A 20943-nucleotide genomic window follows, 5' to 3' on the forward strand; every position below is an offset into this window, starting at 1 on the left:
CGGCGGGCTCACCACCGCGGAGATCGCCCGGGCCCTGCTGCTGCCGGAGGCCACGGTGGGCCAGCGGATCAGCCGGGCCAAGCAGCGGATCCGCGATACCGGTACGCGGTTCGAGATGCCCGCGCCGGACGAGCTCGGCGAACGTCTCGGCGCGGTGCGCCACGTGCTGTATCTGATCTTCAACGAAGGCTACACCGCGAGCTCCGGCGAGCAGCTGCACCGGGTGGAGCTGACCCGGGAGGCGATCCGGCTGACCCGTCAGCTGCACCGGCGGTTGCCGGAGGACGGCGAGGTGGCCGGGCTGCTGGCGTTGATGCTGCTGACCGACGCCCGCCGGCCCGCGCGTACCGGGCCGGGCGGGGCGCTGATCCCGCTCGCCGAACAGGACCGCGGGCGATGGGACGCGGCGGCGGTCACCGAGGGCGTGGCGATCCTCACGCGTGCCCTGTCGCGGGCCCCGATCGGGCCGTTTCAACTGCAGGCCGCGATCGCGGCGGTGCACGACGAGGCAGCGCGGCCCGAGGACACCGACTGGCCGCAGATCCTGATCCTGTACGGAATGCTGCACGCGCTCGCGCCCAGCCCGATGGTCACCCTGAACCGGGTCGTGGCCCGTGCCATGGTCGACGGCCCGGCCGCCGGGCTCGCCGCCCTGGACGAGCTGGCCGGGGATCCGGTGCTGGCCCGTCATCACCGCACCGCCGCGGTCCGCGCCCACCTGCTGGAGATGGCCGGTGACCTGGACGGGGCGCGGGCGCACTACCGGCAGGCGGCGCGGCTGACCCTCAGCCTGCCCGAGCAGCGCTATCTGGAGTCGCGGGCCGCAAGACTCCGTTGACGGACGTTGCAGCGGGGTCCCCTCCTACCGCGAGCCGCGGAACAGGGGACCCCTCGTCACCGGCGTGGGTGCCGCGACGTTGCGGCACCGCGCCGGTCAGCCGTTGGCGCGCAGGTCGTCGCTCGCCTCGGTACGCCGGATGTGCACGCTGTCGTCGGCGCCGACGAACACCTCGACCACGTCAAGGCTGTGCTGGCCGTGCTTGCCGGCGGCGAGGCGCACGCCGGGGTGCACCCTGAGGTTGCCGACGCCGACGTGGCGGGCATAGACGTTCTGCACGTTGCCGTCCGTCAGCGACGTGCCCACCATGACGGTGGTCGCGCCGGCGGCGTCCTTCGTGAGGATCACGTGGCCGCGATCGGTGGGTATTGCCATGACGCTCCTTCCGAGCAGGCTTTCAGGTCGGATTCAACGGCTGCAGCGGATCGTGCGGGGCGCTCGGCGAACCGAACATGACCCTCCGCCAGTCGCCGGTGAACGTGAAGATCCCGCTGCTGGTGCGTACGCCGAGCCGGCCCGGGACCCGTGAGCCGATGACGTGCCGCCGGACCGAACCCATGGCGAAGATGCTGTCCAGGTCCGGCCAGAGCGAGATGCTGAGCATGGTGCGCCGCCGCCACTGCACAACCACGCGCGCGGCGATGAGCGCCGGGGCGTGGCGGTGGACGGCCCGCTTGATGCGAACGTGCAGCACCAGCAGGTACACCAGAACGGCAAGGTTTGGACACTCGAAGCGGGTGATGACCACCTGACCGCTGCCCGGTTCGGCGTTGAGCACCCGGCCGGCCGTCAGATCATCAGCCAGCCGCTCACCAGCGCCGCGGCGATCAGTGCGGTGCCGGACACCCGACGGATGATGCTGACCAGCTTCTCCCATGGCAGTCGCTCCTCACCGATCGAGGACAGGGTCGGTCGACGGATCGTCAGGTACACCATCGCGAGCCACGCCGCGGTCCACGCCATGACCAGGACGACGGGCGCGAGACCCGGGGCCACCAGGACCAGACCGGCGAGGGCGACCCAGCCGAACGAGGTCGTCTTCTGCGTCGTGAACAGCATCGCGAGGTCGACGCCCCAGACCAGCCCGAGCGCGCCGGGCTGCATGGTCCGCACGAGCGACTGCGGCACCTGCCGCTGCACGTGCGGTGTCCGCAACGTCAGATCCACCACCCCGAACACCAGGACGACCACGGCGAAGACCACCGCGCGCACCGGTCCGGACAGCAGTTCCTCGACGAGCCTGCCCAGCAGGTACACCGGGACCGCCAGCACGAGCGAGCCGACGAGTCCACCGACGAGCAGGCCCAGCATGAAGCGGACCGCACCGGCCCGGTCATGCCGCAACATCGGGCCGGCGACCCCGGCCATCGACGTGCCTCAAGGACTCTGCATCTGCAGGATCGCGCCGAGCAGCGCGAACGCGATGACGACGGTGCTCACAGGTCACCCGCAGTTGGAGATGCAGGTGTACTTCGTGGCCGATCCGATGATCGTGCCGCTCGAGTTCTTCTTCTCGCAGCAGTTGTACCGGTACACCGGTCCGACCGTGCCGAACGTGCACTGCCACACGTAGTGCGGCCCGGCGGTGCAGCTCGAGTACGAGACGTTCGGCGGGACGAACACGAGCGTGCAGCACGCCCAGTTCGCCGCGTGTGCCGGAGTACTGCTGCCGAAGACCGCGGCGGCGGCCGCGAGCCCGCTGGCCCCGACGCCCGCGAGCACCTTGCGGCGTCCGGTCCGCATCTTCATGATGGTCTGTTTCATGCCACCTCCTGATCGGCGGTACTCAACGAACCCACCGCGTTCAGCACGGCGGGCAGATCCCAGAACAACAGCGCCGACTGCAGGGTCCCGTTGCGGAACAACAGCGCTGCGGGGCTCGTGTCGACGGCGAACTCGCGCTTCACCCACGCGCCGTCCTCGTCGACGAACAACGCGTCGTGGCGATCGATGCCGTGCACGGCGGCGAAGTGCTCGCCCCGCTCCCGGGCCGGGCAGGCGACGATCACGGCGAGGTTCGCCGGTCCGCGGTCGAGCATCGTGCGCACCTGGCCGGCGATCGTCTCGCAGCTGGAGCAGGTCGAGCTGAGCACCAACACGAGCGCGTACTCCTGGTCGGCCACGTGGGCGAGCGCGGCCGGCCAGTACGAGGGGCGGTGCCCGGCCTTGGCGGTGTCGATCGACTCGATGCGGCGACGGCCGTCGTCGTCGGGCGCCGGCACCCGGGACGCCAGCTCGCCGAGCATCGCGAACACCACGACGACGGCGGCCGCGAGCAGGAACACGACGACGCTCAGGAACAGGATCACAGTGACGTTCCCCTCCGTGGACGGATGAGCGGCCAGGCCCAGCCGCGGCTGACGTACAGGCAGAGCAGGAGCATCGCGCCCGCGCCGCCGAGCAGGGCGGGCGCGCCGACGGGGGCCTCGGGCGTCAGGTCCGCCGCGCCGCCGGCCAGGCTCAGCGCGCCGGCGACGGCGAACCCGAGGCCGATCGCGACGTTCGTGAGCCCGAGCGGCCGGCTGTCCCGGTTGCCGAAGCAGCCGCACGGGGTGACGCTGCCGCGGATGATCCCGAGCACACCGAGCGCGGCGACCGCGAGACCCACGCCCGCGACGAGCACACCGCCGGCCGCCCGGGTGGGGTCGGCGAGGAGCGCCAACCCGGCGAGGCACTCGGCGACGGCGTACGCTCGAACGGCGGCCACGGTCGTGAGCGGCGCCGGGACCCGCAGCTCGGCGAGCGCCTGCCGCAGCGGCCCCGGCACGGCGAGCTTGCTCAACCCCGCGTGCACCAGGCTTGCCGCGACCACGCTGTTGACGGCCAGGAGCAGGACTTCGTGCGACGACAACGCCATAGGTCTGACCTTCCGGCAGGTGTGGTGACCATCATGAGTCGGAGCGTCACCGCGTCGTCATCGCACTGTCATCGTCTTGTCCTCGCCGCGAAGCGTTGACGTCCCGGCCGTGATCCAGCACGATCGATGACAGAGGGTGTCACGGGGGTCGAGCGGGGGCTCGATCGGCGCCTCCGTGGCCGGAGGAGAAGTTCGTGAAATTCGCCATCCTCGGCCCGCTCGAGGTCTTCGCCTCGGGTCGGCGCATCAACGTGCCAGGCACCAGGGAACGGAAGATCCTCGCTGCACTGCTCCTCGCCGCCGGGGGACGCAGCTCACTCGACCGCCTCGTCGGCGCGGTATGGGACGCCAACCCTCCAGCCACGGCGCGCAAGCAGGTGCAGAACTGTGTCGCCGGGCTGCGCCGCCGCTTCCTGCGCGCCGGCGCGCGGCCGGAGATCCTCGAGACCCGGCCGGGCGGCTACCAGCTCAGCATCGGCCACGACGAGCTCGATGCCCGCGTCTTCGTCGAACGGGTCAACACGGCCCGCCTGGCGACCACCGCCGGCCGCGCGGAGGAGGCGACCGTCCACTACCGGGTCGCGCTCGCGATGTGGCGCGGGCCGGTCCTCGAGGACCTCGACAGCCAGAGCGTCGCCGCGAGCGCGGCGTGGCTCGCCGAGCTTCAGCTCAGCGCGTCCGAGGAGTGCTTCGACCTGGAGCTGGATACGGGCCGGCACAAGCAGATAGTCGGCGACCTGCTGCAGCTCTGCGCCGAGTTCCCGGCCCGCGAACGGCTGCACGGCCAGCTGATACTCGCGCTGCACCGCAGCGGGCGCCAGGTCGACGCCCACACGGTGTACCGGCGACTGCACCGCCATCTCGCCGACGAGCTGGGCGTCGACCCGAGCGCGGACCTGCTGCGCCTGCGGGACCGCCTGCTGACCCGCCAGTCGACCTGACGCAGGACGCTCCCCCACGCCGTCCTGCGCCCTCGACCGGCAACGGCACGCTACGCCCGGTCCTCAACCGGTTGACTCAGCGGCTGGAGTCCTGCGTGTAAAGCTCTTCCTCGCTGACGACCGGTGCGATGGTGTCCTCAGGACGCCCGACCCGCGCGGCCGACCCGAACATGTGCCCGCGTGCCGGTTGCACGGGTGCGAAGGCGGCGAAGCCCCGCTGTTTCGGGATGTCGTCATACACCGCCTCCATTCCACCCTGCTTCAGGTAGGTCTCATGCCAGAAGCCGGTGCCGCCGCTGTCGCGCAGGAAGTTGCGCCACCACAGCCGGTGCGGTTCAGAGCGTGCCCACGACAGGAGCGAAGGCAGGTCCCGCCAGTACTGGCGGATGCCGACGTGCATGGGGAAGAGCGACCACAGCAGCGACTCGTGCTGCAGCAGGCCTTCAGGCTTGTCGGTCGCGGACCGGCCGATCTGCGGGCCGTAGCCCATCAGCGTTCGCAGGCCGTAGAGCCGGTTGACCCGCATGCCCAGATAGACGACCACGAGGTCCGGATAGGATGACAGGTCGACGGTCTGCCGATTGACGCGGGTAGGCATCGCAGGCGCTCCTTGGCTTGATGTGCGATGAGACCGAGGCTAGTCAAAGGTACTGAATAGGCACTTGACGTCGACTGAACACGGCGGCAGGCATCCACACAGCGCGGTTCGCGCTTCCACCGGCCCCCAGTTATGCGAGCCGGCTGGCGACGAGGATGATCTCGCGTGAGTCCGGGAGTGGCGGCGTTCTTTCCCAGTCGCCGTACTGGTGCGACACCGAAAAGCCCGCCGTCTCGAGCGACAGGATCAGGGCGGGCCCGTCGCGGAAGGCGAGGATGTCGCGGTCCGATGACGTTTCACCGGTGTGCAGGTTGTGCGTGAGGGTGTCGTAGGCGACGAGCGGCAGCGACACCCAGGCCGTCTCATGCCAGAACTCGACGGGGCCCGCAGGGGTGTCCAGCGTGCGCAGCGTCGCCTTCCGTGTCCATCGTTCCCACGCTCGCGCGGCTGGATTGCGGGATTCGAAGGTCAATGTCCCGCCCGGGACCAGGGCGCGGTGCAGGTCCTGCAGTGCGCGCGACCATGTGTCGTCGTCGCGGAACACCTGCGCTGCGTGACCGGACATCACCGCGAAGTCCGCGGAGTTGGAGTCGGCACGGTCGCTGTACCCGAGCCGCCAATCGATATCCGCGCCCCCGTGCCGTTGCCTGGCCACGTGCAGCATCTTCGGGTCCGGATCGATGCCCACCGCTGCGCGACCTCGTGAGGCGAGCAGCCGGGTCAGCGTTCCGGTCCCGCATCCGAGGTCGATCACGCGAGTAGCGCCGAGCTCGTCCGCCAGCGCGGCATAGAAGCGATGGTCATCGTCGTCCGGGTTCAGCTCGTCGTACGCTGCGGCGAAGTCCAGAGCCATTCGTGAAGTCAGCCATGGGGAGTTCGATCCGCGCAACGGATTACCGACGGCCGGCGTGAAAACCTTCTCGGTGTGTCCATCTGGCCGAGTCGCGTTCGTAGTCATGGCGCGGGCCGCACGCTCGCGGGCAAACCGGAACATCATGGATATTAGGGAGATTTGCCGTGAAGTATATGCTGCTGATCCATGCCGCGGCATCCGACGTTGCCGGTGAGGCCGGAGGTACCGATGAGGGTCTCTTCGAGGCCTGGGTGAGCTATGACAAGGCGGTGCGGGATGCGGGGATCTGGGTCTCCGGGCACTCGTTGGCGGACCTGACGACTGCCACGACGGTTCGAGTCGGGCCGGCGGGTGACCGGATCATCACCGATGGGCCGTTCGCCGAGACGCGCGAGATCCTCGGTGGCTACTACGTCATCGACGTGCCGGATCTCGATGTGGCGCTCGACTGGGCCGCCCGCTGTCCCGGCGCGCGTGGCGGCGGGTCGGTCGTGGTGCGACCTGTTGCGGAGTTCGAGGTCTGACGGATGGCCGGGAGCGCGGCAGGCGAGCCGACCGGTGTCCAGTCCCTCGTCGAAGAAGTCTTCCGCGAGGAACGTGGCCGGCTGCTGGCCGCCCTCGTCGGCCGCTTCGGTGACCTCGACCTCGCCGAGGAGGTCACCTCCGACGCGATCGAGGCGGCTCTGGTGCACTGGCCGGTCGACGGCGTTCCACCCAGGCCCGGGGCGTGGCTGATGACGACCGCGCGGCGTAAGGCTGTCGACCGGCTGCGCCGGGACCGGGTCTATGCCGCCCGGCTTGCCGTCCTGCAGGTAGAGGCGGACCGGGCCGATCCCGCCCCACCCGCGGATGCCGACAGCGACCTGCCCGACGAGCGGCTGCAACTGTTCTTCACCTGCGCCCACCCGGCGCTTGCCGCCGAGGACCGGACGGCACTGACCCTGCGCTGCCTCGCCGGCCTGACGACGCACCAGGTCGCGCGGGCCTTTCTCGTCCCGCCCGCGACGATGGCCAAGCGGATCGTGCGGGCGAAGAAGAAGATCCGCGAGGCGCGTATCCCGTTCCGCGTGCCGAGCCCCGATCAGCTACCCCAGCGGCTGCCGGGCGTGCTCCAGGTTGTCTACTCGATCTACACCGAGGGTTACGCGGCCACTTCGGGCCCGCAACTCCAGCGCCTCGAACTTGCCGAGGAGGCCATCCGGCTGGCGCGGATCCTGCGCCGGCTGCTGCCCGCCGAACGTGAGGTCGCCGGGCTGCTCGCGCAGATGCTCCTGGTCCACGCACGGCGCGCCGTCCGGACCGATTCCGACGGCGAGATCGTGCTGCTCGACGACCAGGACCGCAGCCGCTGGGACCGCACGATGATCGAGGAGGGCCGGAGCCTGGTGCTCGTCGCGCTGACCGGCGGTCCGCCCGGGCCGTACGGGGTACAGGCCGCGATCGCCGCGCTCCACGCCGAGGCGGCGGACGTCGCGACCACTGACTGGCCGCAGATCGTGGCGCTCTACGACGTGCTGCTCGCTCTCGTACCGTCGCCGATCGTCGCGCTCAACCGGGCCGCAGCGGTGGCGATGCGCGACGGACCGGAGGCCGGCCTGGCACTGCTCACCGAACTGTCCGGCGAGCCGCTGCTGCGTGGCTACCACCCTTACCTGGCCGCGCGAGGGGACCTGCTACGGGAGCTCGGCCGGTTCTCCGAGGCGTCGGCAGCCTACCGGGAGGCACTCGCCGTGGCCGGCACCGAGCCCGAGCGCCGCAACCTGCACCGCAAACTGCAGGCAATCGAGAACCAGCCACAACGGTGAAAGGAATGTTCGAGCCTGACGTCCATCCCCGGGTGCCCTGTTCGTAGTTGTGCGGTAGGCGAACCGCCTCCGCTTCAACTGCCTGGGAAGGAACCGGTGCCATGGCCGTCCCCACGTCCGCCCGCAGCGAGACGACGCCCGACAACCGCCGCACCACGCGCCTGATCACCTGTGGTGCGGTCGCCGGCGTCGTGTTCATCGGCGTCTCGTTCGCGCAGGCCTTCGCCCGCCCCGGGTTCGAGCTACGCCGGCACGCACTGAGCGCGCTCACCCTGGGTGGCCTCGGCTGGGTGCAGGTGATGAACTTCGTGGTCACGGGCCTGCTGGCCGGTGCCTGCGCGCTAGGGCTCCGGCAGGCGCTGAGGTTCAGCCGGGCCGGCACGGCGGGTCCGATCCTGGTCGGGGTCTACGGCGTCGCCATGATCGGCGGCGGGATCTTCACGCCGGATCCCGCGCTCGGCTGGCCGCCCGGCGCTCCCGCGGGGCTGCCCGTGGAGCCAAGCGTGAACAGCGTGGTACACACCGTCTTCGGCGCCATGGCCTTCCTGTCGTTGATCGCGGCCGGCCTCGTGTTCGCCCGGCGGTTCGCCGGGCAGGGGCACCGCGGGTGGGCGGCCTACAGCTGCGTCAGCAGCCTCGCCGCCTTCATCCTCACCGCGCTGCCCTGGAACGAGGAGAGCGCCAGCGTGCGCTTCGCCGCCGGTGCAGTGGTCATCTCGAGTTGGCTGGTCGCCCTGTCCTGCCGGATTCGCCGCGAACGGGAATGACGCCGCGTCAGCCTGTGGTGAGGTGCCGGGCCAGGCGCAGGCTCAGCGCCGCCAGGGTCAGCGTCGGGTTCGCCGCCGGTGAGCTCGGGAACACCGAGTTGTCGCACGCGAACAGGTTCTCGTACGCGTGGAAGCGCAGGTCGGCGTCCACCACCGACGTGCCGTCGGCGCCCATGCGCAGCGTGCCGACCTCATGCGCCACCCCGCCGAGCTTCGCGGTCGCCAGGTCGAGGTTCTCGCCGTCCACCTCCTCGGCGCCCAGCCCGGCCAGCACCGTGGCGGCGACGCCGCGTACCTCCTCGACGAGCGCGGCCGGCAGCGGGTACGGCTGGACGTCCACCCGCACCGGCCGGTCCGGCGGCCCGTCCAGCTGGACCAGGTTGGTCTCCACCAGCGGCGCGTTGAACAGGAACACGATCTCGCCCAGGGTGGCGTCGGCCTTGGCCTGCCGATGCCGGCGCAGGTTGTCCGGGTCGATGTAGCGGCCCTGGTTGAAGTCGGCGCCGAGCTCCACCACGACGTTGTACGGATGGTTGTCCGGGCTGGTGGCGCGGTGCCGGGACCACACCTTCGCCGAGGCCTGCGTGGCGGCGGACGGCGATCCGGCCGGCAGTGAGAAGTGGGTGAACATGATCGGGTGGTCGGTGATGCCACGCCCGATCATCCCCGCGGGGTCGGCGAGCCCCGACTGCAGCGCGATCTTCGCCGACTCGATCGTGCCGGCGCTCAGCACCACCGTGTCCGCCCGGTAGCTGCGCTGCCGGCGGCCGAGCAGGTCGTAGCAGACGACGCCGGTGGCGCGGGCGCCGTCCAGGAGCACCCGCTGCACGGCGTGGTTGAGGTTCACGGTGGGCCGGCGGGCGCCGCCGTCGACCGCCAGCCGGTCCTCGCTGAGCAGGTCCGCGGTGGAGAACATGCCGCCGGGCACGGACAGCGGGGTGTACCCCTGGTACTGCACCGCCACCGGCGCGTCCAGGTGGTCGAAGTCCGGCAGCAGCTCGGCGAGGCGCCGCTTGGTCTGCTCCTGGAACGGCGAGCCGAGCGGCCCGTTGCGGTTGAGCGCGTCCTCGGCGAGGCGGTAGCCGGTGGTGGTGAGGTACTCCGCGACCGCCGCCGGCCAGCCCACCAGCTCCCACGCGCCCATCCGCGGGATCAGCCCGCCCCAGAACACCGAGCGCCCGCCGAGGTTGAACGCCTGCGCCCCGCCGAAGAACGAGCCCGGCGCGTTGACGTAGTTGGCGAAGCTGAAGTCGCCGAACAGCCCCCACACGTTCTTGTCGAACTGTCCGATCCGCAGCCGGCGCGGCAGGTTCGCCACGTGGGTGGGGAACAGCAGGGAGCCCGCCTCCAGCACCAGCACGTCCGCGCCGGCGTCCGCGAGCTCGTCGGCGAGCAGCCCGCCGCCCATGCCCGAGCCGACCACGATCACGTCGTAGACGTGGTCCTCGTCGTGCGCGGGCGGGAACAGCAGCTGCTGCACCCGGCCGTTCTCGGTGACCACCGCGGGCTCCGGCGCGAACGTCACCGCCGCGTCGGTGAAGTCGTACCGCCCGCCCGGGACCGGCTGCACCACGAGGTCGGCGCCGGCCATCCAGGTGGTCCCGTCGAGCACGAACTTGAAGACGAGCGGGCCGGGCCGGTCGGCGAGCGCGAACGTCCACGCGCCGTCGGTGAAGACCCCGGGATGGTCGGCGATCCAGCCGTCGTCGGCGGTGCGCAGCACCACGGACTCGTCCGGCGGGTGGACCTCGGTCACGAACCGCACCTCGAACACCGCGACAGCCTGGCAGCGGATTGTCAGCGGAGTGTTGCGGCCACGTGTCCGGCGACCGACCGCTGTGGATACGCCGCGGCGTGGGCGCTCACCCGATCAAGCGACCGGGGGCTGCTGGCCCGCGGCGGAGGGGTTTGCCAGCCGCGGCGCCGGGTACCCGCCCGTGCCGTGATCCGGCGCAAGCGGCTGCACGAGGACCGGCCGGGCCTGGTGTCAGCCTCGTACCTGCCGGGCGGTGACCTGGCCGACGCGCTCGCCGCGGCGCCTCGCTGGCCCGACCGGGCCAGGGTCCTGCTGGGCGCGGTGGCGGGGCTGCGGCTCGCCCCGCTGTACGTGCTGAGCATCGTCGTCATCGGCGTCGTCCTCGACAGTGTCGCGGATCCGCACACGCGGGACCGGGTTGTCGCCGCGAACTCCACGAACGTCGCCAACCTCGAACAGCACCGGTTCTGGACCCTGCTGACGAGCGCCTTCGTCCTCGGCAACGGCGTCCAGCCCACCGCGGTGGCGTCGCTGCTGCTGCTCACGAGCGTCGCGGAGCTGCTGTGGGGGCGCCGCCGGCTCATCGAGGTGTTCTTCCTGACCCATGTGATCGCCAGCTGCCTGGTGTTCGCGGTACTGCAGGCCGGCCTGCGGTACGACTGGCTCCAACGGGCGATCGCCAACGTCAGCGACGTCGGGACGAGCTACGGCGCCCACGCCGTCGGCGGCGCGCTCGCGTTCAGCTTCCCGGCCCGGGCCCGGCGGGTCCTCATCCCGCTGGAGCTGGTGTTCGTCGGGCTGCCGCTGCTGCTCGGGCGCACGTTCACCGACCTCGGCCACCTGCTGGCCACGCTCATCGGCCTGCTCGCAGGATGGCAGATGCGTCACCGCCCGCTGGCGGGCAGGTTGCGCCTGCCCCGCGTGCTGCGGGCCGACCGGGCGACGGTGTTCGCGTTCGACACGGAGGCCGAGGCCCGCTCCGGGCTGGTCGCGGTCCTGCACCTGCAGGAGCATCGGCAGCTCCGCCTCGCCGATGCCGTCGTCGCCTGGTCCGACCGCTCACCCGAGCGGGCGTACCGCATCCACGAGCGCGAGACGCGCGACCTCGGGGTGCTCGACGGCGCGCTGGTGGGGGCGGCGTGGGGCGTGGTGCTCGGCACGGTCGCCGCTGTACCGCTGACCGGCCTGGTCGTCGGCGCGGTCCTCGTCGCGGCCGTCGCCGGCCTGCACGATGCCGGCCTGTCCGACACGGTCGTGGTCCGCAGCGTGCGTGCTGTGCCGCCGGGCCACGCCGTGCTCGTGCTCCTCACCGACCCGACCGACCCGGCCGGCCTGCCGCGCTGCACCGCCGTGCTCGCCGGCGCGGGTGGCACGCCGGTCGAGGTTCCCGGCCGGTGATAGGCGGGCGCGCGGCGGGGTAGCAGAGTCTGGTGACGAGCGACGTCCAGAGCATGCCGGCCAGGTTGCTCACCCGGTTGGGCGATCAGTGCGACGCCCTGTTCGGGCCGGCGGTGACCGCGGTACTGCAGCGGCGGTTCGACCGCCTGTGGACGGGTCCCGCCGCCGCGCTGCTGGTGGTCGCGCTGGCGGTGGCCGCGCGGACCGGGCCCGGTCACGCCTTCGTGATGCAGCACGCCGTCACGCACCCCGGCGATCCGCTGCCGGTCACCCTTGTCCGGCTGCCGCTGTCGATGTTCGCGCCGGCCGCGCTGCTGCCGTTCTGGTTCGCGGTACTCCAGGTGCTCGTCGTGTTCTCGCTGAGCCAGGCCGTGCTCGGCGCGTGCCGCACGCTCACGGTCGCCATGCTCGGGCACACCCTCGCCACCCTCTCCGCACCGATGTGGCTCCTTGCCGGACCGCCGCTCGGCCTCGCGCACAGCTTCACGCACCTGCGCGACGCCGGCCCGTCGGCGGCGGTGGTGACGCTGCTGGCGTTCACGGCGGTGACCTGCCGGGTCGACTGGCTGGTGGTCGCGCTGGTCGCCTACCACCTGGTCGAGCTCGGGCTCGTCGTGAGCCTGGCGTCGCGCGAACACCTGATCGGCACGGTCACCGGCGTGGTCGCTGCCACGGCCACCGCCGTGGCAGCACGTGGAACGGCGCCCCGGCGGCGATCGGCACGGCCGGCGGCACGATCCGGGTAACGTGCCGGGACGCGGGCGATCCTGCCAAGGGTGCGCGCGGCGTTCGGCCTGCTGGCCCCGATGAAGAACCGGACCTACCGGGTGCCGTACCACGACATGTCTGCAGCCGGCCGCCGCCGGGGCCGCCGGCGATCTGCGGGAACACGGTGGCCTCGGGCCGGGTCAGCCGCCGCACCCGGGCGACGATCCGCCGGCGTGCCGAGATCAGCTCGTTGATCACCATCCAGCGTACGTAGGACTCGGGCGCGTCCAGCGAAACGATGCGCGACCACCGCGGCTGCACCTTGACCAGGACGTCCTGCAGCACGTCGGCCCCGGTGCCCGGGTCACCGGCCAGCGCCGTCGCGTAGCGGGTCAACGCCGGCAGGCGGGCGGCCAGGAACTCCTCGAAGCTCAGTGGCTCTCGTCGCACATCACCTTCACGAAGCCGCACCCCCGATCTGTTGCATCGCGGCCACGCGCCGGCCGGCGGTCGCCGGGCCGGTCCACAATGGATGGTTGCTGCCGGTCCGTGTGCAAAGTGTCACGTGTCGGAAAGCGTCACGTTGGGTACGACTTGAAGGGTTTGAGACTGCGAAGCCAGCGAAACCCTGGGGTAAATGTATGCGTTTGCGTGGCAACGGCGTGCTGTCCGCCGTTTCGTCTCTGCTGATCTGTGGACTGGTCGCCGGCGTGGTGGTGGCCGCCGCGCTGCTCCCGGCGCTCGCCGTGTCGGGCCTGGCCGCCAAGTCCGGCGCCGACACCTTCGAGGGCATGCCGACGGACCTCGACGTACTGCCGTCGCCGCAGATCTCGTACATCTACGCCAGCGACGGCAGGACGCTGCTGGCGATGATGTACGACGAGAACCGGCGGGACGTGCCGATCACCGACGTCGCGCCGGTCATGGCGCAGGCGATCGTGGCCGCCGAGGACACGCGGTTCTACCAGCACCACGGCGTGGACCTGAAGGGTGTGGCCCGCGCGTTCGTGAACAACCAGAACGGCGGCGATCAGCAGGGCGCCTCGACGCTGACGATGCAGTACGTGCGGCAGGTCTCCGCCTACTCCGCGCGCACGCCGCAGGAGGTCGTCGAGGCCACCGACAAGACGCCGGCCCGCAAGGTGCGGGAGATGAAGCTCGCGGTCGCGCTGGAGAAGAAGCTCTCCAAGGAGCAGATCCTGGAGCGGTACCTCAACATCTCGTCATTCGGCCACGGCGCGTACGGCATCTTCGCCGCGTCGCAGGTCTACTTCGGCAAGGACCCGAAGGACCTCACGCTGCCGGAGGCGGCGCTGATCGCCGGCCTGGTGAAGGCGCCGACGACCAACGACCCGGCCACGGCCGAGGGCCTGCCGCGCGCGCTGGAGCGGCAGAAGTACGTGCTCGCCCAGATGGTGACGATGGGCTACATCACCAGGCAGCAGGCCGACGAGGCGGCAGCCACCGAGCTCACGATCGTCGGCCGGCGGACCCCCGAGGGCTGCGAGGCCGTCCAGCGCGCCGACCTCGGCGCCGGCTTCATGTGTGACTACCTGCGCCGGTGGTGGCTCGAGCAGCCCGCGTTCGGCGCCGACGCGTACGAGCGGCAGAACAAGCTGCGCTCCGGCGGCTACACCATCGTCAGCTCGATGAGCGTGCAGGCCCAGGCTGCCGCGTTCAAGTACGCCCAGAACCAGCCGGGCGCCGGCGACTCCGTCAAGATCGGCGACTCCGAGGCGGTCATGCTCGCCGCGATCGAGCCGGGCACCGGGCGGGTGCAGGCCCTCGCGACGAACCGCAACTTCAGCAACGACCAGACCGACAACGGGCCCAGCACCAACCCGGCGAAGAAGGGACAGAAGGGCAACTATCCCAACACAACGGTACCGCTCATCACCGGCGGCCCGGAGGTCCCCGGCTACCAGGCCGGATCGTCGTTCAAGATCTTCTCCGCGGTCGCCGCGCTGGAGGCGGGCCTGCCGCTGTCGCACACCGAGAACGTCCAGAAACAGTTCGTGTCCGACTATCCGGTCGACCCCGGCAGCCCCACCGCCTGCAACGGGGCGCACTACTGCCCGAAGAACTCGGGTGACCAGGCCGGGGACTTCAACATGTGGCAGAGCTTCGGCATGTCGCTGAACACGTACTTCGTGCCGCTGCAGCAGAAGGTCGGCGCCGAGAAGGTGGTCGACGTGGCGCAGCGGCTGGGCATCCAGTTCCGGTCCCCGAACGACGCTGAGCTGGCCGCCGACGCCCACCTGTGGGGCGCCTTCACGCTGGGCGTGTCGGACACGACCCCGCTGGACCTCGCCAACGCCTATGCCACGCTGGCCGCCGACGGCAAGTACTGCGCCCCGACCCCGATCGTCGAGATCCGGGACCTCGACGGCAACAAGATCGACGCCGGCAGCCCGCAGTGCAAGCAGGTCGTCGACCCGGACGTGGCCCGCGCCGCCGTGGACATGGCCCGCTGCCCGGTCGGCGACCAGTCCGCGTTCAACGCCTGCCCCGCCGGCGGTACGGCCGCCGGCGTCCACGGCCAGGTCGACCGGCCCGTCGCCGGCAAGACCGGCACCACCGACAGCGAGAAGAGCGCGACGTTCGTCGTGATGGCCAAGCAGCTCGCGGTCGCCGGCATCGTCACCGACCCGGACAACCCGCAGACCGACAAGACGATGTCGCACCCGGTCATCAACAACGCGGTCGCGTACACCCTCAAGGGCGCCCTCGCCGGCGTGCCCGCGGTGAACTTCACCGCGCCGAGCCACGCCAAGGCGTTCGGCGGCTGACCGCGTCTCGCACCCCTGAACGAGACAGGGCCGGATGCCGGTCACTGGGCGTCGCCGGCTGGACGGGGGTCGGCACAATGGCGCGGTGAGCGACGCATCTCACTCGCTGCGGGACGGGCAGGTCGCGGGACGCGCGACGGAGTTGGCGCCACGGTCGCCGGCCAGGAACACTCGGCGCATCCCGGACAACCCCGGACCCGTTGCGGAGCGATAGCGGGTTTGCCCTGGAAATCTGCGCGGACCGCACCCGCGGACCCCGCGTCGGGCGTGTTTGACGAGGGCAGTCGGCGTCGCGATCGAGCGGCCGAGCCCGGCAGCAGCTGGCTATCGGAGAACCGACCCTCGTCGCCCCTCCTGGTGCCGCCGGTCCATCGCACCGGGCGCGCCCACGCTTGCCTACGACTGGAGCGCTTCGATGGCGGCAATCAGGTGGTTGCGGCCGCCGACGACGAAGCGGTGCTCGGTCCCGGAGGCCGTCATCACTGCGAGGCCGTTCGGCACGATGCGCAGGTTGCTGTACTTGCGCATGGAGACGATCTCGGCGAGCGGAACGTCCAGCGGCTGTGTCTGGATGTTGAGCCCGTGCGCCCGAAAGTGCAGGTGCGTGTCGGTCAAGGTCAGGTGACCGCCGACGCTCTCGGCACCGCGCCACAGATTGGCCCGCACACGCATGATGACGTCCTCGTCGTTGCCCACGCGGCTATTCTCGGCGCTGGTCGTTCGAGGGGCCAGCCGCACCCGGTGGCCGAGGTAGCGGTCCCGCCGCTCACCACGCGAGGGCGGCTGCACCCGGCTTGAAGGCATCAACCAAGCTGCGGCGCAAACGACGCCGAGATGCGTCCAGTGCGGTTCCAGCGTCGCCGAACTGCCTGTCACGGCACGATGACGAGCCTGCTGCCGCGGAGATCGGTGCGTTGCCAGGCGCTCTCGAGATCGCTCCGCGGGACCTTCACCACGTCGAAGGTCAGCTCGCCGGACTGCGCCCATGCCACGACCTGGCTGTACACCTCATGCATGGTCTGTGGGGTGAGCCCTTTGGCCGCACCGTAGATCTCGACCCCGGAGGTCCGCAGGCTCTCCGCGGCGAGAACGAGCGCGCCGCCGGCGGACTCGCCGACCTGGATCAGCCGGGTCGGTTTGGGGAACGCGAACGACTGCGGGACCAGCGATCGCAGCAGAATCTCGGTGGGCCGGCCCCAGAGGAAGTCCAGCACGACGTCATAACCGTCCCCTTTGGCATCGAGGTACGCCTGCTTCAGCACTTCGTCCGGTACGGCGGTGTTGATCACCGCGTCGGCGCCCAGGGTTTGTACCTCACGCAGCTGGTCGTCGTCGCGGCCGGTCGCGACGATCCTTCCCGCGCCGAGCAGCCGGGCCACCTGCACCGCGAGCCGCCCCGCCACCCCGGTGGCGCCCTGCACGAGCACGGTCTCGCCCGGCACGAAGCCGGCGGCGGTCGTGATCGACATGCCGGTGATCGCCGTGCCCAGCACGGTCGCGATCGCCGGATCGACACCCTCCGCGATCGGCATGTAGGCGCCCTTCGGCACCACGGTCCTCTCGGCGAGCGCGCCATAGGGCGGGCGCGGGTTGCCGAACCCGACGAGGGTGCCGTCCGGCAGTGCGCCGATGCCATCGAAGGCGGGAATCGCCGGCAACTGTGCGATGTACTGCCGGCTCGCGTAGTGCGTGCCGGCCGCAATGCGCTTGTCGACGTTCTCGACCGCGACCGCCTTCACGTCAATGACCACCTCGTCGTCGCCGGCCACGGGATCCGGGAAGTCCTCGTAGCGAGGGATGCCAGCGATCTCGTGCAACACCGCCGCCTTCATCAGACCCCCCGGCCGAAGAGCGCCGCGATCCGGCGCTGCCAGGCAGGCATGAACCGGGGAGAGCGGGCGGGCGAGTGGTTCCACCTGTCGTTCAGCGAAGGGCGAGGCGCGGCGCCGCCGAGGCGCCGCGAGCGGCCGTGGACCGCCGCGCCCTGGTGTCCGGCCGGCCGCTCGGCATGCGCGGGGACTCCGGGAATGCGATGGGTCGCCCAGTGCAGCAGGCCGCCCAACGAGCGCTTGTTCGTCATCGTCGTCTCCCTCTCTATCAGTGATAGAGAGACTCTAGCACTGATAGAGTACCGACGGGAGGTACCGAATTGGCGTTAGACCGACAGCGGATCGTCGCCGAGGCCGTCGCCCTGCTGGACGCCGAGGGTCTCGACGGCGTGACGACCCGCAAGCTCGCCGCGCGGCTCGGTGTGCAATCGCCGACCCTCTACTGGCATGTGCCCAACAAGGCGGCCTTGGTCACCGCGATTGCCGACGCGATCCTCGACCAGGAGTTCGGCGACATGTCACCGCCCGAGCCCGATCAACACTGGCAGGAGTGGCTGAGCGGCCTGGCCGAGCGGCTGCGCCGAGCGCTGCTGGCCCATCCGGACGGCGCCCGGGTCATCTCCGCCGCTCAGCTCTCCCGCACCATGGCAGCGATCTCCGAACTGGCCATGAGTACCCTGGTGGCGCGCGGCATCCCGTTGCGACACGCCCGCGTGATCGTCCTGACCGTCGAGCGCTTCACGGTCGGCCACGTCCTCGAGGAGCAGGCCCCCCGCCCGGACGCGGAGGCGCTGAAGAACTTCGACATGGCCGAGTTCACCGAGCAGCACCCGACCGTGGTGGCCGCGGTCACCGAGTACTTCCGACCTGGCCGCACCGTGGACGACCTGTTCCACGACTGTCTCGAGGTGGTCATCGCGGGCGCCGCGGTCAAAGCCGAAGCCGCCTCCTGACCGATCATCCGCCCTGCAGCAATACATCGGGCTCTTCGCACAGCCACGAGGCGCAGGTCGTGCATCGGTTCGGCGTTGATCTAGGCCCTGGTCTGCCTGCGGCCGTTCTGGTTCAATACCGCGATGGCCGAACGTCACGCTGCCCCGCCGCCCCTGGTAACGGTGCTGGCGATCTTGCTGTACATCGGCGGCGGGCTGCTCATTCTGTCTGCGCTGATCGGCTTGAGCTCGGCAGGCGCCGTGACCGGCATGTTGCCGCCGTGGGGTCTGGCACTGTACGGGGCGCTGTGCGTCGGGCTGGCGCGAGCGCTGCAAGTGGGTCTGCGGTGGGCCTGGCTGGTCGCGATGGGCCTGTGCTGGGTCGGGCTGCTCCTGGCGGTGGTGTACCTGTTCGCTCACGGCTTGCAGGCGGCCGTCACGCAGGGCATCTGGCCGGCGGTGTACCTGGTGTTGTTGACCCGGTCGAGTGTCCGTGAATGGTTCGCGCCGAGATCGGCTGCGATCGAAGAATTGCCGACGGGCGAAGAGTAGCGGCGACGAGCGTTCGAGCTACTCGGCGATCCCAGGAGGACCCCAGCGCTTCACCCTGCGCTCGGGCACACCGTCGGCACCCGGCCAGAGTTGGACACGCCAACGATCGCCGGGAGTGGTCGAGCCGGGCCAGCCACGATTGACGAAACCGCGACCCGATATGCGCACGGCGTACCGACCGCTGGGCACCTGGAAGGTCACATGCGCATCGGTAGGGCTGAAGTAGTGAAGGACGCCGTCCACCACCAGGAGACTGCCTTCGAGAACCTCCTCCCATTCCTCCGCATCGTCGGGCGGCCGCTCGTTCCACTGCTCCACACGGAACGGCATCTCGAAGTTGTTCTGGTGCGGAGAGATGACGACGAGCCCGTGTTCGTCGCCGGCGATACCCGAGCCGGCAACAGCCCGTTCCAGCAGAGCCATGTAGTCCGCTTCGAGCGACAGGTTACCGCTGAGACTGAACTGCCCGTAGTCGAGCCAGACAAGCCTTTCTTCCGCCTGACGAGGTACCGGCACGGTCACGGGTGTCATTGTGCCCAGCCTGACAACGAACCACTACTCAGCCGCATCAAGAAGACGAGTATGGCGGCGGCCCTGCCGAATGCAGGAAGAAGTCGAACACCTCTTGCGGGTCCGGGTAGCCCTTGAGAGCCGCTTCGCATTCGGACCTTGACATCGGCGGGCGCAGGCCGGCCCGGCGGCAGAAGTCGAGCAACTCCTCGGCGCCGAGTGTGCGTCGTCGATCAGCGTAGTTCGAGCTGGACGCCGTCCTCAGTGAGGTAGCGGACCAGGTCGTCGAAGGTGACGGCGGGCAGCCAGCTCTTGCGGTCATAGCCGGAGACCAGGTGGGTGCGAGCAACCTCGGAGTGGTGCCAGATCATGCGGAAACCTGGGGTTGCGCCGCCGTCTCCGGTGGCGGCATTCTCGTGCAGCCAGAACAGATCGCCGCCGAACCAGCCGCCGGGGCCGTTGATCGCCTCGCCGATCGCGCAGAAGAAGGCGTCATAGTCGGTGATGTAGCGTCCGTCCAGGTGGTACACCGTGCCCGCGGGCTTGTCCGGAGCGTGGCTGCGGTGGACTGCGGCTGCGCGCACCCAGAGATGGCGATCGTTGCGATTGTGCTTCGCCCAAAGGTTGGGCTCGGTCGGGCCGCCGGCGCGCCACATGTCCCAGAGTGGGCGGTCGTTGGCCGCCATCGGTTCCGGGATCCGCGCGTCCAAGGAGATGTCGACGAGGTCGTCACCGAGGGTCGATGGGCGGGTGGCCACAACGTTTCCGAACACGCGTTGTCCCCAGCTCATCTTGTGGACCGTGCCGTCGACGCGCACGTGCGCCAGCTCGGCCTCGAATGATCCGGTGAGCCCGGGACGGCAGCCCAGCAAGGTCAGCGGCGGGCCCGGCGGCCAGCTGTCCGGCCGCTCGTGGAACAGACCCGCGATGTCACCGCACTCGCCGGCCGGCGTCTCCTCGTGGTGAGACCCGTCCGCTGCCGACCATGCGATCAGCCGATAGCCGAAGACGGCCGGTGCGACGGTGCCGCCACAGTTGTTCTCGTCGTCGCGGCGATGGCCTTCGAGGTCGATGTCGAGCAGACCGGACCCGTCCGCGGCAGGCCGGTGTCCGATGACACGGACGTCGATCAGCTCCTCCATGGTGTCGTAGCACCCCTTGCACCCGGGCTCGCAGCTTTCGCCCACCGGCCGGCCGGGGATGTGCGCGCCCTCGATGACGAAGTTGCCGAACCAGGACGGCCCCGTGCCGTCGATCGCGGCGCGAAGTCGTCCGGACGGCAGGCAGCTCAACAGGGTGTACCGCTCGTACAGCGGCACGGGCGGGAACACACGGTCGACGAAGAGCCCATCGATATCCGCGCAGTCGGTGAGGGTGGCGCCGGTCCTCTCGTCGACCAGGCGCCAGCGCAGTGGGATCGGCACGCCTGACCGTAGCCGCTGGACGCGCTTCGCGACCAGCGTGCAGACCGGCAGGTCTCCGCCCGACGGCGCTCGCGAACGGCTTCGTCGGTGTGCTGTGCTCAATGTCGTGGGTATGGATATGCAGAGCTTCGCCGTGTCGCTCGATGCCGGTCCGGTGCGGGCGATCCGTGCCGACCCCGAGTTGTGGGCGTCGGCCAGCGATCAGCCGCCGTTCTGTGCCGCTTGGAGCGACGAACCGCTGCCGGACGTCAGCCGGGCTCTGCTGGCCTCAGTGCCGGCCGGTACCGGCTGGGTCCATCATTTCGACGACCGTTCGTTCCAGCAGGCGGAATACCTGCTCGACCCGGTGGCGTACCGCGCGGTTCGGACGTGGGAGGAGCGGGAGC

General features: G+C 70.5%; 25 protein-coding genes. 11 read left to right on the forward strand and 14 right to left on the reverse strand.

Annotation, left to right across the window (positions count from 1 at the left end):
- A partial coding sequence (locus ABZS66_RS49955; protein WP_354770119.1) for a DUF6596 domain-containing protein occupies nucleotides 1-838 on the forward strand: 838 nt, incomplete at its 5' end.
- A 96-nt stretch (nucleotides 839-934) separates the two neighbouring features.
- Here ABZS66_RS49955 and ABZS66_RS49960 read toward each other — a convergent pair.
- The 6 genes from ABZS66_RS49960 to ABZS66_RS49985 all read right to left on the reverse strand — a co-directional run bounded on the left by ABZS66_RS49960 (nucleotide 935) and on the right by ABZS66_RS49985 (nucleotide 3695).
- Nucleotides 935-1213, reverse strand: a complete 279-nt coding sequence (locus ABZS66_RS49960) for a hypothetical protein (RefSeq protein WP_354770120.1) — start codon at nucleotides 1211-1213, stop codon at nucleotides 935-937.
- A gap of 22 nt (nucleotides 1214-1235) precedes the next feature.
- A complete protein-coding gene (locus ABZS66_RS49965; RefSeq protein WP_354770121.1) occupies nucleotides 1236-1616 on the reverse strand; it encodes a hypothetical protein in 381 nt (126 codons plus the stop codon).
- An 11-nt stretch (nucleotides 1617-1627) separates the two neighbouring features.
- The gene (locus ABZS66_RS49970) at nucleotides 1628-2185 is read right to left on the reverse strand and encodes a hypothetical protein (RefSeq protein ID WP_354770122.1); all 558 of its coding nucleotides are present in this window, start codon (nucleotides 2183-2185) and stop codon (nucleotides 1628-1630) included.
- Nucleotides 2186-2281: 96 nt separating this feature from the next.
- Nucleotides 2282-2602, reverse strand: a complete 321-nt coding sequence (locus tag ABZS66_RS49975; RefSeq protein ID WP_354770123.1) for a hypothetical protein — start codon at nucleotides 2600-2602, stop codon at nucleotides 2282-2284.
- Entirely contained in the window at nucleotides 2599-3147 is a 549-nt protein-coding gene (locus ABZS66_RS49980; protein WP_354770124.1) for a hypothetical protein, read from the reverse strand. The genes ABZS66_RS49975 and ABZS66_RS49980 overlap by 4 nt, the downstream gene beginning before the upstream one ends.
- Nucleotides 3144-3695: a MauE/DoxX family redox-associated membrane protein gene (locus ABZS66_RS49985; RefSeq protein ID WP_354770125.1), complete on the reverse strand. Its 552-nt coding sequence runs from the start codon at nucleotides 3693-3695 to the stop codon at nucleotides 3144-3146. The genes ABZS66_RS49980 and ABZS66_RS49985 overlap by 4 nt, the downstream gene beginning before the upstream one ends.
- Before the next feature lie 194 nt (nucleotides 3696-3889).
- Between ABZS66_RS49985 and ABZS66_RS49990 the strand changes: the two genes are divergently transcribed.
- Nucleotides 3890-4636, forward strand: a complete 747-nt coding sequence (locus tag ABZS66_RS49990) for an AfsR/SARP family transcriptional regulator (protein ID WP_354770126.1) — start codon at nucleotides 3890-3892, stop codon at nucleotides 4634-4636.
- A gap of 76 nt (nucleotides 4637-4712) precedes the next feature.
- Here the strand turns inward: ABZS66_RS49990 and ABZS66_RS49995 are convergent, their stop codons facing one another.
- Complete coding sequence (locus tag ABZS66_RS49995; protein ID WP_354770127.1) at nucleotides 4713-5234, reverse strand: DUF4188 domain-containing protein; 522 nt, start codon at nucleotides 5232-5234, stop codon at nucleotides 4713-4715.
- Between the two features lie 130 nt (nucleotides 5235-5364).
- Nucleotides 5365-6087 (reverse strand): class I SAM-dependent methyltransferase, encoded by a 723-nt coding sequence (locus tag ABZS66_RS50000; protein ID WP_354770128.1) that lies wholly within the window; start codon nucleotides 6085-6087, stop codon nucleotides 5365-5367.
- A gap of 173 nt (nucleotides 6088-6260) precedes the next feature.
- Between ABZS66_RS50000 and ABZS66_RS50005 the strand changes: the two genes are divergently transcribed.
- The 3 genes from ABZS66_RS50005 to ABZS66_RS50015 all read left to right on the forward strand — a co-directional run bounded on the left by ABZS66_RS50005 (nucleotide 6261) and on the right by ABZS66_RS50015 (nucleotide 8659).
- The gene (locus ABZS66_RS50005; RefSeq protein WP_354770143.1) at nucleotides 6261-6611 is read left to right on the forward strand and encodes a YciI family protein; all 351 of its coding nucleotides are present in this window, start codon (nucleotides 6261-6263) and stop codon (nucleotides 6609-6611) included.
- A 3-nt stretch (nucleotides 6612-6614) separates the two neighbouring features.
- Entirely contained in the window at nucleotides 6615-7892 is a 1278-nt protein-coding gene (locus ABZS66_RS50010; protein ID WP_354770129.1) for a DUF6596 domain-containing protein, read from the forward strand.
- 101 nt (nucleotides 7893-7993) lie between these two features.
- The gene (locus ABZS66_RS50015) at nucleotides 7994-8659 is read left to right on the forward strand and encodes a DUF998 domain-containing protein (protein WP_354770130.1); all 666 of its coding nucleotides are present in this window, start codon (nucleotides 7994-7996) and stop codon (nucleotides 8657-8659) included.
- 7 nt (nucleotides 8660-8666) lie between these two features.
- On the opposite strand, the gene ABZS66_RS50020 is transcribed toward ABZS66_RS50015, so the two are convergent.
- Complete coding sequence (locus tag ABZS66_RS50020; RefSeq protein ID WP_354770131.1) at nucleotides 8667-10415, reverse strand: GMC oxidoreductase; 1749 nt, start codon at nucleotides 10413-10415, stop codon at nucleotides 8667-8669.
- A gap of 186 nt (nucleotides 10416-10601) precedes the next feature.
- On the opposite strand from ABZS66_RS50020, the gene ABZS66_RS50025 reads away from it, so the two are divergent.
- Together ABZS66_RS50025 and ABZS66_RS50030 are read left to right on the forward strand one after the other, a co-directional pair.
- Nucleotides 10602-11813 (forward strand): rhomboid-like protein, encoded by a 1212-nt coding sequence (locus tag ABZS66_RS50025; RefSeq protein ID WP_354770132.1) that lies wholly within the window; start codon nucleotides 10602-10604, stop codon nucleotides 11811-11813.
- Between the two features lie 32 nt (nucleotides 11814-11845).
- A complete protein-coding gene (locus tag ABZS66_RS50030; protein ID WP_354770133.1) occupies nucleotides 11846-12559 on the forward strand; it encodes a hypothetical protein in 714 nt (237 codons plus the stop codon).
- On the opposite strand, the gene ABZS66_RS50035 is transcribed toward ABZS66_RS50030, so the two are convergent.
- A complete protein-coding gene (locus ABZS66_RS50035; RefSeq protein ID WP_354770134.1) occupies nucleotides 12465-12971 on the reverse strand; it encodes a sigma factor in 507 nt (168 codons plus the stop codon). The genes ABZS66_RS50030 and ABZS66_RS50035 overlap by 95 nt on opposite strands.
- A gap of 191 nt (nucleotides 12972-13162) precedes the next feature.
- On the opposite strand from ABZS66_RS50035, the gene ABZS66_RS50040 reads away from it, so the two are divergent.
- A complete protein-coding gene (locus ABZS66_RS50040; RefSeq protein ID WP_354770135.1) occupies nucleotides 13163-15310 on the forward strand; it encodes a transglycosylase domain-containing protein in 2148 nt (715 codons plus the stop codon).
- Between the two features lie 396 nt (nucleotides 15311-15706).
- On the opposite strand, the gene ABZS66_RS50045 is transcribed toward ABZS66_RS50040, so the two are convergent.
- Nucleotides 15707-16006: a GRAM domain-containing protein gene (locus ABZS66_RS50045; RefSeq protein ID WP_354770136.1), complete on the reverse strand. Its 300-nt coding sequence runs from the start codon at nucleotides 16004-16006 to the stop codon at nucleotides 15707-15709.
- A 176-nt stretch (nucleotides 16007-16182) separates the two neighbouring features.
- On the reverse strand, nucleotides 16183-17226 hold the full coding sequence (locus ABZS66_RS50050) for a zinc-binding alcohol dehydrogenase family protein (RefSeq protein WP_354770137.1): 1044 nt from the start codon (nucleotides 17224-17226) through the stop codon (nucleotides 16183-16185).
- Nucleotides 17227-17459: 233 nt separating this feature from the next.
- Between ABZS66_RS50050 and ABZS66_RS50055 the strand changes: the two genes are divergently transcribed.
- Nucleotides 17460-18092 carry a TetR/AcrR family transcriptional regulator C-terminal domain-containing protein gene (locus tag ABZS66_RS50055; protein WP_354770138.1) on the forward strand — a complete coding sequence of 211 codons (633 nt, stop codon included), beginning with the start codon at nucleotides 17460-17462 and terminating at the stop codon, nucleotides 18090-18092.
- Between the two features lie 123 nt (nucleotides 18093-18215).
- Nucleotides 18216-18623 (forward strand): hypothetical protein, encoded by a 408-nt coding sequence (locus tag ABZS66_RS50060; RefSeq protein WP_354770139.1) that lies wholly within the window; start codon nucleotides 18216-18218, stop codon nucleotides 18621-18623.
- Between the two features lie 18 nt (nucleotides 18624-18641).
- Here the strand turns inward: ABZS66_RS50060 and ABZS66_RS50065 are convergent, their stop codons facing one another.
- Together ABZS66_RS50065 and ABZS66_RS50070 are read right to left on the reverse strand one after the other, a co-directional pair.
- Nucleotides 18642-19145 carry a hypothetical protein gene (locus ABZS66_RS50065; RefSeq protein ID WP_354770140.1) on the reverse strand — a complete coding sequence of 168 codons (504 nt, stop codon included), beginning with the start codon at nucleotides 19143-19145 and terminating at the stop codon, nucleotides 18642-18644.
- Nucleotides 19146-19366: 221 nt separating this feature from the next.
- Entirely contained in the window at nucleotides 19367-20557 is a 1191-nt protein-coding gene (locus ABZS66_RS50070; protein ID WP_354770141.1) for a hypothetical protein, read from the reverse strand.
- Nucleotides 20558-20651: 94 nt separating this feature from the next.
- On the opposite strand from ABZS66_RS50070, the gene ABZS66_RS50075 reads away from it, so the two are divergent.
- On the forward strand, nucleotides 20652-20943 hold a 292-nt coding region (locus tag ABZS66_RS50075), incomplete at its 3' end, for a hypothetical protein (RefSeq protein WP_354770142.1).

This window comes from Dactylosporangium sp. NPDC005572, from assembly GCF_040605515.1.
Lineage (GTDB): Bacteria > Actinomycetota > Actinomycetes > Mycobacteriales > Micromonosporaceae > Dactylosporangium.